The 15,862-nt window shown below is 53.6% G+C and carries 17 protein-coding genes; 6 read left to right on the top strand and 11 right to left on the bottom strand.

Going from position 1 to position 15,862, the window contains the following annotated elements; all coding sequences use genetic code 11:
* Positions 1-11: 11 nt before the first annotated feature.
* The 8 genes from AC2FC2_RS17665 to uspA form a co-directional block, all read right to left on the bottom strand.
* Complete coding sequence (locus AC2FC2_RS17665) at positions 12-611, bottom strand: KpsF/GutQ family sugar-phosphate isomerase (protein WP_265556072.1); 600 nt, start codon at positions 609-611, stop codon at positions 12-14.
* Positions 611-2,248: an FGGY-family carbohydrate kinase gene (locus AC2FC2_RS17660; RefSeq protein WP_265556071.1), complete on the bottom strand. Its 1,638-nt coding sequence runs from the start codon at positions 2,246-2,248 to the stop codon at positions 611-613. Before AC2FC2_RS17660 ends, AC2FC2_RS17665 begins: the two co-directional genes overlap by 1 nt.
* A 30-nt stretch (positions 2,249-2,278) precedes the next feature.
* A complete protein-coding gene (locus tag AC2FC2_RS17655; RefSeq protein WP_209639328.1) occupies positions 2,279-3,232 on the bottom strand; it encodes an ABC transporter permease in 954 nt (317 codons plus the stop codon).
* A gap of 1 nt (position 3,233) precedes the next feature.
* Positions 3,234-4,223, bottom strand: coding sequence for an ABC transporter permease (locus AC2FC2_RS17650; protein WP_209639324.1), 990 nt, complete (start codon positions 4,221-4,223; stop codon positions 3,234-3,236).
* Positions 4,216-5,715: a sugar ABC transporter ATP-binding protein gene (locus AC2FC2_RS17645; protein WP_490659634.1), complete on the bottom strand. Its 1,500-nt coding sequence runs from the start codon at positions 5,713-5,715 to the stop codon at positions 4,216-4,218. Before AC2FC2_RS17645 ends, AC2FC2_RS17650 begins: the two co-directional genes overlap by 8 nt.
* A 99-nt stretch (positions 5,716-5,814) precedes the next feature.
* A complete protein-coding gene (locus AC2FC2_RS17640) occupies positions 5,815-6,801 on the bottom strand; it encodes an autoinducer 2 ABC transporter substrate-binding protein (protein ID WP_265556069.1) in 987 nt (328 codons plus the stop codon).
* A 338-nt stretch (positions 6,802-7,139) separates the two neighbouring features.
* Positions 7,140-8,483, bottom strand: coding sequence for an NADP-specific glutamate dehydrogenase (gdhA, locus tag AC2FC2_RS17635; protein ID WP_209639316.1), 1,344 nt, complete (start codon positions 8,481-8,483; stop codon positions 7,140-7,142).
* A 321-nt stretch (positions 8,484-8,804) separates the two neighbouring features.
* Entirely contained in the window at positions 8,805-9,251 is a 447-nt protein-coding gene (uspA, locus tag AC2FC2_RS17630; RefSeq protein ID WP_012147365.1) for a universal stress protein UspA, read from the bottom strand.
* 619 nt (positions 9,252-9,870) lie between these two features.
* Between uspA and uspB the strand changes: the two genes are divergently transcribed.
* Positions 9,871-10,206: a universal stress protein UspB gene (gene uspB, locus AC2FC2_RS17625; protein ID WP_061808549.1), complete on the top strand. Its 336-nt coding sequence runs from the start codon at positions 9,871-9,873 to the stop codon at positions 10,204-10,206.
* Positions 10,207-10,279: 73 nt separating this feature from the next.
* On the opposite strand, the gene pitA is transcribed toward uspB, so the two are convergent.
* On the bottom strand, positions 10,280-11,782 hold the full coding sequence (gene pitA, locus AC2FC2_RS17620; protein ID WP_209639313.1) for an inorganic phosphate transporter PitA: 1,503 nt from the start codon (positions 11,780-11,782) through the stop codon (positions 10,280-10,282).
* A 345-nt stretch (positions 11,783-12,127) separates the two neighbouring features.
* Between pitA and AC2FC2_RS17615 the strand changes: the two genes are divergently transcribed.
* The gene (locus AC2FC2_RS17615; RefSeq protein ID WP_265556067.1) at positions 12,128-13,357 is read left to right on the top strand and encodes a BaiN/RdsA family NAD(P)/FAD-dependent oxidoreductase; all 1,230 of its coding nucleotides are present in this window, start codon (positions 12,128-12,130) and stop codon (positions 13,355-13,357) included.
* The gene (locus AC2FC2_RS17610; protein WP_265556066.1) at positions 13,344-13,553 is read left to right on the top strand and encodes a hypothetical protein; all 210 of its coding nucleotides are present in this window, start codon (positions 13,344-13,346) and stop codon (positions 13,551-13,553) included. The genes AC2FC2_RS17615 and AC2FC2_RS17610 overlap by 14 nt, the downstream gene beginning before the upstream one ends.
* Before the next feature lie 56 nt (positions 13,554-13,609).
* Here AC2FC2_RS17610 and AC2FC2_RS17605 read toward each other — a convergent pair whose 3' ends face one another.
* The gene (locus AC2FC2_RS17605) at positions 13,610-14,056 is read right to left on the bottom strand and encodes a universal stress protein (protein ID WP_265556065.1); all 447 of its coding nucleotides are present in this window, start codon (positions 14,054-14,056) and stop codon (positions 13,610-13,612) included.
* Between the two features lie 353 nt (positions 14,057-14,409).
* Here AC2FC2_RS17605 and AC2FC2_RS17600 point away from each other — a divergent pair, with 353 nt between their 5' ends.
* Genes AC2FC2_RS17600 through AC2FC2_RS17590 form a run of 3 tightly spaced genes read left to right on the top strand, consistent with a single transcriptional unit; the run spans position 14,410 to position 15,410 of the window.
* On the top strand, positions 14,410-14,715 hold the full coding sequence (locus AC2FC2_RS17600) for a DUF406 family protein (RefSeq protein ID WP_265556064.1): 306 nt from the start codon (positions 14,410-14,412) through the stop codon (positions 14,713-14,715).
* Between the two features lie 32 nt (positions 14,716-14,747).
* Positions 14,748-15,047 carry a hypothetical protein gene (locus AC2FC2_RS17595; RefSeq protein ID WP_209639270.1) on the top strand — a complete coding sequence of 100 codons (300 nt, stop codon included), beginning with the start codon at positions 14,748-14,750 and terminating at the stop codon, positions 15,045-15,047.
* A gap of 27 nt (positions 15,048-15,074) precedes the next feature.
* On the top strand, positions 15,075-15,410 hold the full coding sequence (locus AC2FC2_RS17590; protein WP_265556063.1) for a DMT family transporter: 336 nt from the start codon (positions 15,075-15,077) through the stop codon (positions 15,408-15,410).
* Here the strand turns inward: AC2FC2_RS17590 and AC2FC2_RS17585 are convergent.
* On the bottom strand, positions 15,407-15,841 hold the full coding sequence (locus AC2FC2_RS17585; protein ID WP_490659633.1) for an Lrp/AsnC family transcriptional regulator: 435 nt from the start codon (positions 15,839-15,841) through the stop codon (positions 15,407-15,409). The two genes, AC2FC2_RS17590 and AC2FC2_RS17585, sit on opposite strands and share 4 nt — an antisense overlap.
* Positions 15,842-15,862: the final 21 nt, after the last annotated feature.

Raw genomic sequence — 15,862 nt, 5'->3', positions numbered from 1 at the left:
CCGGCTAAAGCTTAATTCCCCTCCAGCAGGCGCTTGCCGACGTCCCCTCCAGGGTGTACCGCCAGCAGCGTTTCTTTGTCGTAGCCACTGCGTTCCATCAGGCAGGCGCAGGCAGCATCGAAAATTGCCAATACCAGCACGATAGAGGTCGTTGCCAGCATATTCAGCGGATCTATTTCATTTTCCACGCCTGTGCTTATCACCAATGGCGAGGCTTTGGCGATCGCCGAATCCGGGTTTTCCGTCACGCCAATCAGCGGTACGCCCTTGGCTTGCAACGTGGGTAACAGGCGGGTCAGTTCGTCGGAATTGCCCCCGCGTGAAATCAAAATCATCAGATCATCACTGCGCAGAAAACCCAGATCGCCGTGTGCCGCGTCGGTGGGATTGAGATAAATGGCCGGTCGTTCCACGCAGGCCAGCATATGGGCAATCTTGCGCGCCGCAATGCCGGAAGTGCCGACGCCAGTGACCACAATTTTGCCCTGACACTCCGCCAACAACGTCAGCAACTTTTGCCAGGTCTGCGCGTCGATGCGTTGTCCCAACTGGGCCAGCTCCTGGCTGTAGATTGCCCAGGCCTCAGTTGCTCGCTGCCATTCCTGTTGCATCAGGCATCCTCCTGCATCAGTTGGCGGTATTTCATATGGTCGTTATACAACTCATGGAACACGCGGTATTTACGGTCATAGTATTGTTTGATTTTGTTGGTTTGCGGCGTGACGGTTTTACCGATACGGCTCATGGCGCTCATCGCTTCCGGCAGGGTATCGAATACCCCGGCGGCCACGGTTCCCATCATCGCGCCGCCCAACAGCATCGCCTCGCTCTCTTCCGGCAACAGCATGGCGCAGCCGGTGGCATTGGCATGTTCCTGCACGAAGATTGGGTTCTTGGTGCCGCCACCGCTGGCCATGATGGTATCGATGCTGTAACCGCTTTGATTCATGGTTTCAATAATATGGCGAGTGCCGAGCGCAATGGCCTGGATCGTTGCCAGATAATGCAGCGCCATGTCTTCCGGCGTGCGGGACAGTTTTAGCCCGGTCAGGGTGCCGGTCAGCGTCGGATTGGCGCGCGGCGAGCGGTTGCCGTGGAAATACGGCAGCATATGAATGTCTTTGGTCAGATAGGCAATATCCTCCGGCTCGCCAGCCATACGGCGCAGCAGGGCGTTCAGCACTTCATAGATGGTCTGACCCTGCGTTTTTGCCTGCGCCAGCAGTTCCTGATAACACGGGTGCGACTGGATGACGTGGTCAATCAGTGCACCGGTGGCGGACTGGCCGCCTTCATTCAACCAGTATTCCGGCAGAATGGCCGAGTAATAGGGCCCCCACACGCCGGGAATAAACCGGGCGGTGCGTGACATGGCCATATGGCCGGTGGAGGTGCCGCCGATCAGTGCGACGCGGCGGTTAAAGTCTGCCACTTCACCGGAGGCCCCGGTGGCGCCCAGCGTGCCGAGGGTGCCGGCATGGGCATCGATAATCGACACGCTGACCGCCGTGCCGGCGATCAGCCCCATTTCACTGGCGGCACGCAGAGTCAGGCCGTGGCCGAGCGGTTCGCCCATCATTTTGACGTCGCTGCCGATCTTGGCCGCATCGTGCTCTAGCACGTCCTCCAACCCAATTTGTTTGAAATAGCTTTTGTCCCAGCGCTGTTCATGACCAAGATAAGTCCATTTACATACCGTCGAACACAGCGAACGGGTGGCGTCCTGGGTGGCACGCCAGGTGAGGAAGTCCGGCAGGTCGAACAGGTAACCCGCATTGGCCCAGGTGGTCGGCATATGCTGCTTCAACCACAGCATTTTGGGGGTCTGCATCTCCGGCGAAATGATGCCGCCGACGAAATCCAGCACCCGGTGTTTGGTGGCGTTAATACGCTCGGCCTGAGTGATGGCCCGGTGATCCATCCACACAATAATATTCTGTTCGGTACGGCCGGATGGGCTGACGGTCAGCGGTTGGCCTTCTTTGTCCAGCACCACCAGAGAGCAGGTGGCGTCAAAGCCCAACCCTTTGACCTGAATGGGGTTGATGTCGGCCTGGTTGACTGCATCACGCACTGCGTTGCATACCGCCTGCCAGATATTGTCAGATGACTGCTCAACAAAGTCCGCCTTCGGGCGGTACAAATCGATAGCCCGGCTGGCCTGCCCGACCATGTGGCCATTGAGATCGAACACCCCTGCGCGCGCACTTCCGGTGCCTACGTCTACGCCAATAAAATAGCTCGCCATTATTTTTCTCCTAAAGGTTGTGTCCGCAACCTAAACTTTTCGATTCTGTAACGCGATAAACAAGATCAGCACCGCACCCCACAGGGCCATGGTCAGATAGCTGCTGACGCCCAACAGGTTGAGACCACTTTCCAGCATTTGCAGTACGATCAGCGCCAGCACCAAGCCGAGCACCCGACCAAACCCGCCGTCTGGGTTAATGCCGCCGAGCACCGAAGCCAGAATGGTCACCAACAGGTAGGATTCGCCGTAACCGGCCTTGGCCGAGTTGAATTTGGCCATCATCAGCAGCGCCGCGCCCCAACCGAGCAGGGCGGACAGGATATAGACCGCGATTTGCACTCTGGCCGTGTTCACCCCGCTAAAACGGGTGGCTTGCTCGTTGGAGCCGATTAAATACAGGCTTCGCCCCAGCGTGGTGTGTTCCAGCAGCAGCCACAGGCCAACGGCGACCAGCAGGAACAGCAGCAGCGCCACCGGGATGCCGAGCAGGCTGCCATTACCCAGATACTGAATCGCTGCCGGGAAGCCGGAGATCACCGCCCCGTTGGACAGCAATATATTCAGGCCGGTGATCAGCGTCATGGTGCCGAGCGATGCGAGAATCGGCGAAACGCCGATCCAGGCCACCAGCACACCGTTAAGTGCACCAATGGCGACGGCAACCAGCAGCCCGGCAAGCAGGGCTAGCACCAGGAACAGGGGGTGATCCGGATGGCTGACGATAATGGCAGCCATCACCAGTGAGCAGGCGTTGGCACCGGCGATAATCGACAAGTTGATGCCGCCGGTCAGCATGGTAATGCCCATGCCAAGCGCCAGCATGCCGAGGATCGGTAACTGCGAGGCGATCGACTGGAAATTGCCAAGACTGAAGAAGCGCGATCCAAGCAGCCCGGCGAACAGCAGCGCCACAACGACAATGATCGCACTCTGCAGGCGGATGATCCGATCGTTCGGGATCAGGCGGGTTAACTGAGTCATGTCATAGCTCCTTGGCCAGCTTACGTTTTTCATTCCAGGCGGTGCTGCTGATGCTGATCAAAATGATCGCGCCGCTGAATACCTGGTGCCAATAGGCCGATACGCTGAGCAGCGTCAAACCGTTCTGCAGGAAAGCCAGCAGTACCACACCGAGCAGCGTGCCGGTCAGTGAACCGCGACCGCCCGTCATGCTGGTACCGCCCAGCACCACCGCCGCCAGCACCGTCAACTCAAAGCCGAGCAGGGAGTTGGGCGCCACCGACTGGGTGATCTGTGCCTGCACCACGGCGGCGATGCCTGCCAGAATGCCCATGTAGCCGTAAACGTAGAAATGCAACCGCAGCAGGTTTAGCCCCAGGCGCGACGCGGCATCGCGGTTGCCGCCCATGGCGAAGATCTGGCGACCAAGGCGAGTAAAGTTCATCAGCACGCCAGTGACGATAATCACCGCCAGCAGGCACAGTAGCGGCAGCGTCAGGCCATAGTCATAGCCGTCACTCCCCTGGAACGAAAACCAGCTGATGCCATCCATAAACCAGTCGGGGAAACCGTATAACCAGGTACCCTTGGTGGCATACACCAACAGGCCGTAGAACAGGTTCAGTGTGGCAATGGTGATGATGATCGCCGGCACCTTCAGCCAGTAAACCAGAAAACCGTTCACCAGGCCCAGCAGCAAGCCGACGCCGATCGCCAGGCCAAAGGCCAATGGGAAGCCGCCGCCGTGCTGAATCACCCAACTGGCCATCACATACTGGGCGATGGCGGTGATGGCCGGGAACGAAATATCGATACCCCCGGCAATCAACACCACGAAAAGGCCGCAGGCGAGGATGCCGAGAATGGCATAGCTGGTGGCAACATCGGTCAGGTTGCCCAGCGTCAGAAATTCGCTGGTGCTGACGCTCAGGCCAATGGCCAGCAGTAACACCAACAAGCCAAGGTAAAACTCGTGCCGGCCAGCCAGGCGGGCCAGTAATGACTTATCCATTCACCACCTCGGCGATCTGTTGTTCGGTACTCTGGTGCGGCGAAAACTCGGCGATCAGCTCGCCTTTACGCATCACCATCACCCGATGGCTGTTGTAGTAGGCTTCTGGGATCTCATCGCAGATCATCAATACGGCCATGCCGAGTGCGGCCAGATCTTTGGCGATCTGGTAGATCCCCTCTTTGTTAGCGATATCGACCCCCACGGTGGGGGAATCGAGGATCAAAATCTTCGGTTTGGTCGCGACCCACTTGGCGATAGCGATGCGTTGGGCATTGCCGCCTGACAGGGTTTTGACCGGCAATGCGCTGTCGGAAACTTTAATGTTCAGATCGCGGATCAGCCGATTGACCAACTCGGTGGCTTTGGCGTGATCCAGCAGCCCGAGCGAGGTGTGCAATTGATCAAACACCGTGACGATGGTGTTGTCGTAGATCGACTGATCCATGATCAGCCCTTGCGTCAGGCGATCCTCAGACACATAGCCGATCCCATGACGTACAGCTTCGCGGTTGTTATGCAGTTGCACCGGCTGGCCGCCTATCTTGATTTCACCGCTGTCGGGACGCGTCATGCCGAACAGGCTAAGGCACAGCTCGGTACGGCCCGCGCCAAGTAACCCGACGATCGAGACGATCTCGCCGCCGTGGAGTGACAGATTAATCGCCTGATATTTTCCTTGCCTGCTCAGGTTGCGAACCTCAAGCAAGGGGGCGCCGTCGGTCGGTGGCAGCGCGGGCAGTTGGCTGTAGTGGAAGCGTTGGCCGGTCATCAGGAACGCCAGTTCATGGCTGTCCAACTGGCTTGCCGGGTAAGTGCCGACCAGTTTACCGTCGCGCATTACGCTGATCCGGTCGGCGACTTCCATCACTTCGTCCAGTCGGTGGCTGACAAACACCACGCAGATGCCTGCTGCTTTCAGCTCGTTAACGACCCGCAGCAGGCCGTCGACCTCTTGGCGTGTGAGTGAGGCAGTGGGTTCATCCATGATCACCAGCCGTGCTTCGGCGGCAATGGCGCGGCAAATCGCCACCAGTTGGCGGTCGGCAATCGACAGTTTTTCGACTTTCGCGTCGGGATCGATATGCACGCCGACGCGTGCCATGGCGTCCAGAGCCGTCTGGCGCATAACCCGTTTTCGCACCCAGAAATGGCCGCCCGGCAGATAACGGTGAATGGCGATATTTTCCGCCACGGTCAGGTTGGGGAATAAAGACAGATCTTGATAAATCACCTGAATACCGTAATAGCCAGACAGCTGCGGTGTCAGGGAATGAAAGAGTTTTCCTTCCAACGAAATATTGGCGCCTTTTTCCGGCTGATAAACGCCGGAAATAATTTTAATTATGGTGCTTTTGCCACAGCCATTTTGTCCGGCCAGGCAGTGCACTTCGCCAATATTTAGCGTCAGGTTGATCTGGTCCAATGCCAGCACCCCTGGGAATTTTTTACTGATATTCTCCAGGGTAATAAATGCGGAGGATGTAGCCATAGCGTTAACCTGTGCAGGTTTTTATTATTGTCGGGCGCGGTAGGCTGCGCACCGACGTTATTTAATAACTTTCCCGGTGTGGCGTAATATTACTGAAAATTAAAATCCTAGTGATTTGGCATTATCTTTGGTGACTTCAAGAATTTTATTAAACCGAATCACTTTCTTATCCATATCGACGTCGGCTTTACCCAACCCTTCGATCGACAAGTCTTTCGTCACTTCTTTGCCCTGTAACAACCGATCGGCGATCGTCACCAGCGCATAACCCGCGTCTTTCGGGTCCCACAGCAGCGCTTTCTTGATGTCACCGCGTACCAGGTAAGGTGCAGCCTGTGCCGGCATGGCAATACCGACTACGGCAATCTTGTCCTTGGCGCGCTTCTTGGCGACTGCCTGGCCGGCACCGATCGGGCCGAGAGAGCCGAAACCGATAATGCCTTTCATCTGCGGGTAGGTTTTCATCAAATCCAGCGTGGTGGCGTAGGATTTATCGATGCTTTCCGCCACCGGCAGGCGCGAAGTGACCTCGAACATGTCCGGGTATTTGGCTTTCTGGTACTTGATGGCGGAATCCGCCCACGCGTTGTGCAACGGCACGGTCAGTGACCCGACGTAAATGGCATAGCCGCCTTTGCCGCCCATGTCTTTTGCCAGCTCATCGACGTTGGCCTGTGCATACTTCTCGCTGTCGATGGTTTCAATGTCCCACTGGCCAATCTGCTGATCCGGTGATTCATGCGTCAGCACCACGATGCCTTTTTCACGTGCCTTCTTCAGCACCGGCTCCAGTACCTTGGCGTCGTTGGGTACGACGATGATGGCGTTAACGTTCTTGGCGATCAGGTCTTCAATCACTTTGACCTGTGCGGCAGGATCTGGGGTAGAAGGCCCTGTCTGATAGGCATTCACATCGAGCTTTTTCGCCGCGTCATTGACGCCGACTTCCATACGGTTAAACCAGGGAATGCCGGTCACTTTGGCGACCACGGCAATCTCGTACTTTTCAGCCGCTAAGGCAGGTGTTGTCGATAACATGCACGCAGAAACCACACATGCATTTAATAATGCGAGGTTAAATTTCATTCGCTGTACCTTTTTTATCTGTAGGGGTGGTTTTATTCCACCGGAGCAGATTACAAAGGAATGGAAGAGGGCGCGTAACGAGAGTTAGGGAAGTGTGATCTGCACACATTTAGGTAAAATTATGACGGTTTTAATGTTAATTAAATGTTTAATAATTTAGGGGTGGTAATTTTACCACGTAAAAACACCATAAAATTAACAATTAATTAAATTAAGAATAACAAATAAGAAACAAAATGAGTGTCGATGCGGGGGTGTTGAGGGGGTAAAAACGCCGGCCTGGGGGCCGGCATTGAAGCATTTATCTGTTGTGTGAACAAGATCACCTTACGGCGATGTTAGAGCACGCCCTGTGCCAGCATGGCGTCGGCGACTTTGACGAATCCAGCGATATTGGCGCCGTGTACGTAGTGAGTTTGCTTCCCTTCACCGCCATATTCCACACAGGATTGATGAATATCCGCCATGATATGTTGTAAACGTACATCCACTTTCTCCGCCCGCCAGCCAATGCGTGCGGCATTCTGCGCCATCTCTAAACCAGACGTCGCCACGCCACCGGCGTTGGCGGCCTTGCCTGGCGCAAACAGCACGCCGGCGTCCAGGAATGCATCGGTTGCCTGAATGGTGGTTGGCATATTGGCGCCTTCAGCCACGGCTTTCACGCCGTTGCGGATCAGCATCTGCGCGGCGTCCAGATCCAGCTCATTTTGGGTGGCGCAAGGTAGGGCGATATCCACCGGCACGCTCCACGGCTGCTGACCGGCCAGATACGTCAGACCGCGCTCGCGGGCGTAATCTTCCACCCGGCCATAGCGCTGGTTCTTGATCTCCGCCAAATGGGCCAGTTTTTCGGTAGTGAAACCGGCCTCATCGACCAGCGTGCCACCGGAGTCTGACACGGTGATCACACGCGCATCCAGCTCCAGCGCCTTCTCAATGGTGTACTGCGCCACGTTACCTGAACCGGAAACGGCGACTCGCATGCCTTCAAAACCTAGCCCATGGCGTTGCAGCATGGCATCGGTAAAGTACACCAACCCATAGCCGGTAGCCTCTGGGCGAATCAGACTGCCGCCAAATGAAAGCCCTTTGCCGGTAAACACGCAGGCAGTGTTGTTGGACAGTTTTTTCATCATGCCGCTCATAAAGCCGACCTCCCGGCCGCCAACGCCGATATCCCCGGCAGGCACGTCGGTATCTGGCCCCAGATGGCGATACAGCTCTGTCATCAGTGCCTGGCAGAAACGCATGATCTCTGCCTGGCTTTTGCCTTTGGGATCAAAGTCCGAACCGCCTTTTCCGCCGCCCATTGGCAGGGTGGTCAGCGCATTTTTAAACGTCTGCTCAAAGCCAAGGAATTTCAGAATCGACAAATTCACCGATGGGTGGAAGCGCATACCGCCTTTGTAGGGGCCGATGGCGGAGTTGAACTGCACGCGCCAGGCACGGTTGACCTGCACCTGGCCGCGATCGTCTACCCAACTGACGCGGAACTGGATGGTGCGCTCTGGCTCCACCAAGCGTTCCAGCAGTGCATATTCGCGATAGCGCGGGTTGCGCTCGATAAACGGCCACAGCGAGGTGAAAACCTCTCTGACTGCCTGCAAATATTCCGGCTGATGGGGATTATGCTGTTGTAACGAAGACAGGAATGATTCTACCGATGAAGCATTTTCCATGGATAACTCCTTTTTACCCTTCGTCTTCCACACTACAGCGTGGTTGGCTTCCCGCCCTCACCCCAGCCACTTGATATAGCCAAGTTATTGGGGATTCATGCGTTTGCCGCCTGGCTGTAACCTGTAAGCGATTGGGTATAGCGTGATTTTTCCCCCATTATTTTTATAAATATGGGTATGGATAACCTCTGGGGGAGGATGTTGTGTCTTTAGCGACTATATCATTGGAGGGCGGTTGATTATCAAGCGATTAATGATGACTGCGGAACAAAAAACGCCCGCGAAAGCGGGCGTAGGCTAATTATGTTAGTGTGTGCTTACTTAATCTTCGGCTTTTTCGTCTTCGTCACGCAACGGCACAATCAGCATGTCGATGTGCACGGTGTTGATCAACTGACGTGCGGAGGACATCAGCTTGCTCCAGAAATCCTGATGGTGGCCACAGAGTACCAGGTCCATATCGTATTTCTTGATGGCATCGACCAGCACCTGCGCCAAATCGCCACTGCCGCTCAGGGTTTCAGTAATTGGATAGCCGGCATTTTGTGACAACTCGGTCAACGCGTGGTGCGTTTCTTCCGAGATACGTTTCTGCATGTCGCCGAGATTAACGTCGATCAGGCCGGTGTACAGGTCGGAATAGTTAACATCTACGTGGATCAGGGAAACTTTGGCGTTGTACGGACGCGCCATAGATACGGCTTTTTCCACCAGGATTTTGCTCTCTGGTGATAGGTCTACCGCGATCAGAATGTGTTTGTAAGCCATGAGAATACTCCTTCCATATAATGCCGATTAAAAGGTTAGCAGGCATTCAGCGTACCAGCCTGGCGCTTCAGGTTTACCTGCATTTTATCATTCAGATAACGTAATGATATGTTGGGGCGATCACACTGCATCGCATCAAAAAATCTCTTTATCTCTACTCAGTCAGTTGTACACCCACCAGGCAGGAAATCCTATCGCCTATAGGGCTGCGTGAAGGTTGACCGATTGAAATATAAGCATTCTTGAACAGAGTATAGCCCTAAATACCCCTTTGGGCAGAAGAAAAGACCGTCAGCGTCTGTCAGGGCGGTTATGAGTTATAACCCATCGGCAGATGACAAAATGGCGGGTTGCGGTAAATTTTATCTACTGCTCAGGCCAGTTTGTGTTTCGTTAACCTACAATAATGACTATGGGCCTTATCATTTCCCCTCTGAGCTAAAGCTGCGCGATAGGTATCCGCATGGCGATAGGCTGTCTCCAGAGGCGGTGGGTTATGCGCGGCCTGTGCGGTGACAAGGGGATCGGAGCGGTAGGCTCCAGCAGTAATGCGTGTATAGAGGTAGGGCAGTTGGACCCGGCGGAGCGCCGTGGATAACAACGCCTTGAGGAGGCAATCATGATCAGTACCGTCGCGCTATTTTGGGCTCTGTGTGTGGTGTGTGTGTTAAACATGGTGCGGTATTACTCTTCTCTGCGTGCGCTGCTGGTGGTTCTGCGCGGCTGCGACCCGCTGCTGTACCAATATGTCGACGGTGGCGGCTTCTTTACCGCTCATGGCCAGCCGAGCAAACAGATAAGGTTGGTGCGCTATATCTTCTCGCAGCGCTATGTCGAGCATCATGATCCGGAATTTATTCGCCGCTGTGAGCGGGTGCGCGGGCAGTTTATGTTGACGTCCGCCCTGAGCGGGCTGGTGTTTATCAGCCTTATCGCGCTGATGATCTGGTATTAAGGCCGTTTGTTTTCCGCGTAGCAGACAAAGAAAAGGCGGCCACCAGGGCCGCCTTTCTCATGGAGCAAACTGCTTAGATCAGCTTAAGTGCCAACCAATACAGTGAACCGGAAAGCAGTATCGAGATCGGCAAGGTCAGTAACCAGGCCAACAGGATGTTCTTCACGGTTTTGCTTTGCACGCCGCCGCCGTCCACGATCATCGTCCCGGCAACCGCCGAAGAGAGTACGTGGGTAGTGGACACGGGCATGCCGGTATAGCTGGCAACACCAATCGACAAGGCTGCGGTCATCTGAGCCGACACGCCCTGGGCGTAAGTCATGCCTTTCTTACCGATTTTCTCGCCAATGGTGGTCGCCACACGCTGCCAACCCACCATGGTGCCGAGTGACAACGCCAGAGCAACCGCGACGATAATCCAGATCGGTGCATACTCAACGGTTTGCAGCAGATCTTGACGCAGGTTTTTCAGGAAACGTTGGTCCTGGCTTGAGGTTTCAGGCAGCTTAGCGATCTTGTCTGCAGTATCCGTTACGCACATCAGCAGGCGACGCAGATGGCTGCGCTGATCTACCGTCAGTTGATCGTAACTTTGCAGGTTGTTCAGCAAGCCGGAAGCAAGCTGAATCGCCGGCATAGCGCGGGCACTGTCACAGTGGAACTCGGCGGGTTTATCCGACGATACGTCCTCGTCCGGGCTTGGCACCAACGGAGTGAGAGCGACCACGTGCGACAAGGCATCACCGTGCTGTTGGTAATATTGCTGCAGGTGGGCAACGGCATCACGTGTACGGGTGATGTCATAGCCGGTTGCATTCATATTGAGCACGAAGCCCGCTGGCGCCACGCCGATCAGCACCAGCATAATCAGGCCGATACCTTTCTGGCCGTCGTTAGCGCCATGCGAGAAGCTGACGCCAATAGCCGACAGGATCAATGCGATGCGCGTCCAGAACGGCGGCTTACGTTTGCCGTCGACCTTTTCACGTTCCGCAGGGGTCATGTGGATACGCTGGCGTTTCTTGGTGCCACTCCAATAGCGGCGCAAGGCAAACACCATCAACCCGGCGACCATCATGCCGACCAGCGGCGAGATGAGCAATGACAGGAAAATACCAATCATTTTCGGGACGTTAAGCGCATCCACCACCGAAGTGTGTGTCATCAGTGCGTTGGTCAAACCCACACCAATAATTGCGCCAATCAGCGTATGGGAGCTGGAGGCCGGCAGACCGAAATACCAGGTGCCGAGGTTCCAGATGATAGCCGCCAGCAGCATGGAGAACACCATGGCTAATCCGTGTGCTGAACTGACGTTCAACAACAGATCTGTTGGCAACAGATGAACAATGGCGTAAGCAACACTCAAACCGCCGAGCATAACGCCAAGAAAGTTAAACAAACCAGCCATCACGACCGCAAGTTGCGAGCGCATGGCACGGGTATAGATTACTGTAGCAACCGCATTGGCCGTGTCATGAAAACCATTGATGGCTTCATAAAACAACACGAACAACAATGCGAGAATTAACATCAGGCCGGTATGGAAATCCAGGCCAGCGAACAAATGCAGCATAAGCGTTACGCCAGTTTGTGGACATGAACGCCGCGCATTATCAGTGACAACCGGGGCCGGGGAAAAGGAAAATATGACGTTTTTTTGATTTAGATATGACGAAACGATGGCGCCGATATGACAAAGATATGAAATATCAGCGCGTTATGCTGTCTGGCTCGTTGTAATATTTTCTTACTATGGCGTTGCCGGCGTCATGGCTTTACAATCTGCCGCCGTAAAGTTGCCGGTTACCGGTGGCGAAACGGCGTAATATGGCGGCCTTTTGTCGCGATTGTGGTTTTTACACCCAAAATAATTGGAGCTGCAGCTTCAAGTATGCAGGGGATATTCAGAGAGGCGCAGGTGGAACAGTTTGATGTCGTGGTAATAGGTGCGGGCGCAGCGGGTATGTTTTGCGCGGCTCAGGCAGGGCAACTGGGTTGCCGGGTGCTGCTGCTCGACAACGGCAAAAAACCGGGGCGTAAAATCCTGATGTCCGGCGGCGGGCGCTGTAACTTTACCAATATGTACACGGAACCGGCCGCTTACCTGTCGAATAACCCACATTTCTGTAAGTCGGCATTGGCGCGTTACACCCAGTGGGATTTTATCGATCTGATCAACCGCTATGGCATCGCCTATCACGAGAAAACGCTGGGGCAACTGTTCTGCGATGACTCGGCACAGCAAGTGGTCGAACTGCTGGTCAAAGAATGTGAGTTGGGCCAGGTGACGACCCGTCTGCGCAGCGAAGTGCTGAGCGTGGAAAAAACCGCGGATGGCTTCGAGTTGACGCTGAATGGCGATAAAGTAAGTGCTTGCTCACTTGTGGTGGCCAGCGGCGGTCTGTCGATGCCGGGCCTGGGCGCTTCACCCTTTGGCTACAAGTTGGCCGAACAGTTTGGCCTGAAGGTGCTGCCAACGCGCGCCGCGCTGGTGCCTTTCACGCTGCATAAACCGCTGCTGGAGCACCTACAGACCTTGTCCGGTGTGTCTGTGCCGGCGGTGATCACCGCAGAAAACGGCGTCAGCTTCCGAGAAAGCATTCTGTTTACCCATCGCGGCCTGTCTGGCCCGGCGGTGCTGCAGCTGTCCAGCTACTGGCAACCTGGTGAGTTTGTGAGCGTTAACTTACTTCCTACGCTTGATTTGGCGGGCTTCCTCAATGAGCAACGTCAGGCTCATCCTAACCAAAGCCTGAAGAATACCCTGGCGCTGCACCTGCCAAAGCGCTTGGTGGAGTGTTTACAGACGTTGGGGCAACTGCCGGAAGCCACGCTCAAACAGCTAAACCCGACGCAGCAGGCTGCGCTGGTGGAAACATTACAAAACTGGCGTGTACAGCCTAACGGCACCGAAGGTTATCGCACGGCGGAAGTGACGCTCGGTGGCGTAGACACCAAAGCGCTCTCTTCCAAGACCATGGAAGCTGCCAAGGTGCCGGGTCTGTATTTCATTGGTGAAGTGGTGGATGTGACAGGGTGGCTGGGGGGATATAACTTCCAGTGGGCCTGGAGCTCGGCGTGGGCCTGCGCTCAGGCGCTGGCGGCGGTGCCGAGACAACAAAGCCGTACGGAGCATGAAGGCCGATAATCAGGCATTACTACATTCACCCTGTGATAAACGTGGTTATGGCGTGATGTTTTCTTCACAAATGCGTAAGTATGATCGCGATCAGTTTGAGAACGGCCTGGACACTTCAAAAATGCCGGTCGATCAGGCGTCATTCAAAGGTGTCTTTAAAAAAGACTCATCTAATACTTCAGTATTACCGGATAAGCTAAGTTAATTTTTGATAGCTTATCCGGGGGCTAAGTAGGTATTTCGCCCTTGTGCAACGGACGCTCAGCTATCGATTTTCTCGGGCAGTGACACCAGCAAGACATCGGTTTTGGCATTGTTAATCAAATGACGGGATGTCGGCATGAGTCGGCTCAGGAAATTATGCCGATGCCCGCAAATCAGCAGCTCGATATGTTTTTCAAACAGGATTTTCTCGATTTCCCGATTAAAGTCACCGACGACCTCCAGTGCTTCGACAATCGAGGATGTATCATAGCCGCCATCGAGTAGAAATTTCTTTAACAGGTTAACGTCATCGTTAATCACCCGAGTTTGAAAGCTATCCAGAGGATCGATAACCACGCCAGAATACAGCTCACTGACATCGACGCCGACATGCACGACATACAACTTCGCCTGGGTGGCATGGCTGAGAGAAAGGGCGCGGTCGAGCAGTTTCTTGTTGTTGTCTTTTAAGTCCAATGCCACAAGTATATTTTTATAAAGCATACGGCTCTCCTTTTCTATTCTGATTGTCTTGATAATAGCGTCTACCCAGAAGGGTTTTAAATCAAACCTGAATAACCGGTCAGGGTAACGACTTTTTTGTATTAATGTGGTCGTTGAATTTAAAGGTTAACAATGTTTATTATCAATCGTCGAAAGCAAAGTCATCGAGAAGCGTAATATCAAAGGAGGTGATTATCCGTTAATCCTAGGTAGCTGGCGTTAAGTATGCAATTTGTGAATCCAATTTTCTGGTTTTGGGGGAGTGATGACTTCCGACTTTTGCTCCCTCATTTTTTTAACGATAAAAATTTATTATTAACATGATGCCAACAACATACTGACGAGGAAATAAGATGAAAGATTTGCTGGATAAATGCAGTGATAAAGGGTGTTCCATTGATATGGGCTCGGTACTGGACAACGAGAATTGCACGGTGACCGTCACTAACCATTTCGATACCTATGAGCAGGCCATGGCACACTTTGAGGAGATGGAGATCCGTGCCAACAACGTGGCATCTGAAAAGTACCCCTGCCATTTGTCTCATACCGTCAAGATATTGAATAAAAAGTATATTGCCAGGATCGACATGACGTTTTCCTGCCAGGCAGAAGCGATTATCTTTGAGTTGGAGATGCAGCATCGTATCCACGACTAATCCCGCCGTTTAATTTTCCAGGTTATGAAATCATGAAAGATATGACAATAGCGATCGTCATTTGTGAGAGAGAACTGACTCGTTTTATTCAGGGGCGAATTTGCGACATCAATCAGGGGACGGAAACGCCTCGTCTGGCGGTGGCTTTTATCCAGAAATACGGCAGAGGCATGGCCGATGCGTTGTCATCGGTCTATGGTACGGCGGTCGCGGGTGAAAGTATTATTAAAATAACCGAAGGAAAGTTAAGCCTGATAGACCCTGACTGGAGTGAACATAATAAAGACAGGTTTTGTGCACGCCCAGCCGATCTAAAGTTAACGCCTCCTTAATTTATAGACAAAATACCGGGAAGGATAATGCAATGGATTATGCTGTTGCTGGCCATATTATTTGAGGTGATGGGAACCATTTGCATTAAATACGCGCAGGTCTATCAGTGCGATAAACTTTACCTTATTACATTAATAGCGATATGTATTTCCTATTTTTTCTTTGCCAAAGCAATCAGAACCATTCCTCTGGGCATTGCTTATGCCCTATGGGAAGGCATTGGCATTATACTGATCGTTTCTTTGAGTTATCTGCTGTTTCATGATTCGGTATCGCCCCTCAAGCTATTGGGTTTTTTATTCATTATCTGTGGTATTGCCTGTCTAAAATGTGGGGTAGTCAAACCTGCCGCGAGCCGTTAAGCCTTGTGCGTCGAGAGAAGAATGCTGGTTTCGGTGCTGGAAATGCCATCGATACGGCGGATGCGGCCCAAAATTTTATCGAAATTCTCCAGGCTGTCGGTGCGGATTTCCACCAAAATATCCCATTTACCGTTGGTCGTATGCAGGGTGAAGACCGACGGTTCGATACGTAATTGCTGCAACACACTTTGTGCACGGGTGCCTTCAACGGCCACAGACATCCAGGCGCGAATGCGGTTATGTTCCACGCCTGGCTTTATGCGGATGGTGTAGCCGGTAATGATTCCCTGCGCTTCCAGCGCCTCAACTCTTTTTTGTACCGTAGCGCGCGAAACTCGCACCTTATTGGCGATCTCGGTGATCGAAGCACGGGCATTTTCACGCAGCAGGGCGAGGATCTGGCGGTTGTAGCGCGGCGATTTATTTTGCATAGATTAGCGGCCTATTTTGCA

This window comes from Serratia sp. CoH_122_TC_1 (genome assembly GCF_058191755.1).
The sequence above is the reverse complement of the archived record's forward strand: the minus strand, read 5'-3'. Positions and strand labels throughout refer to the sequence as shown.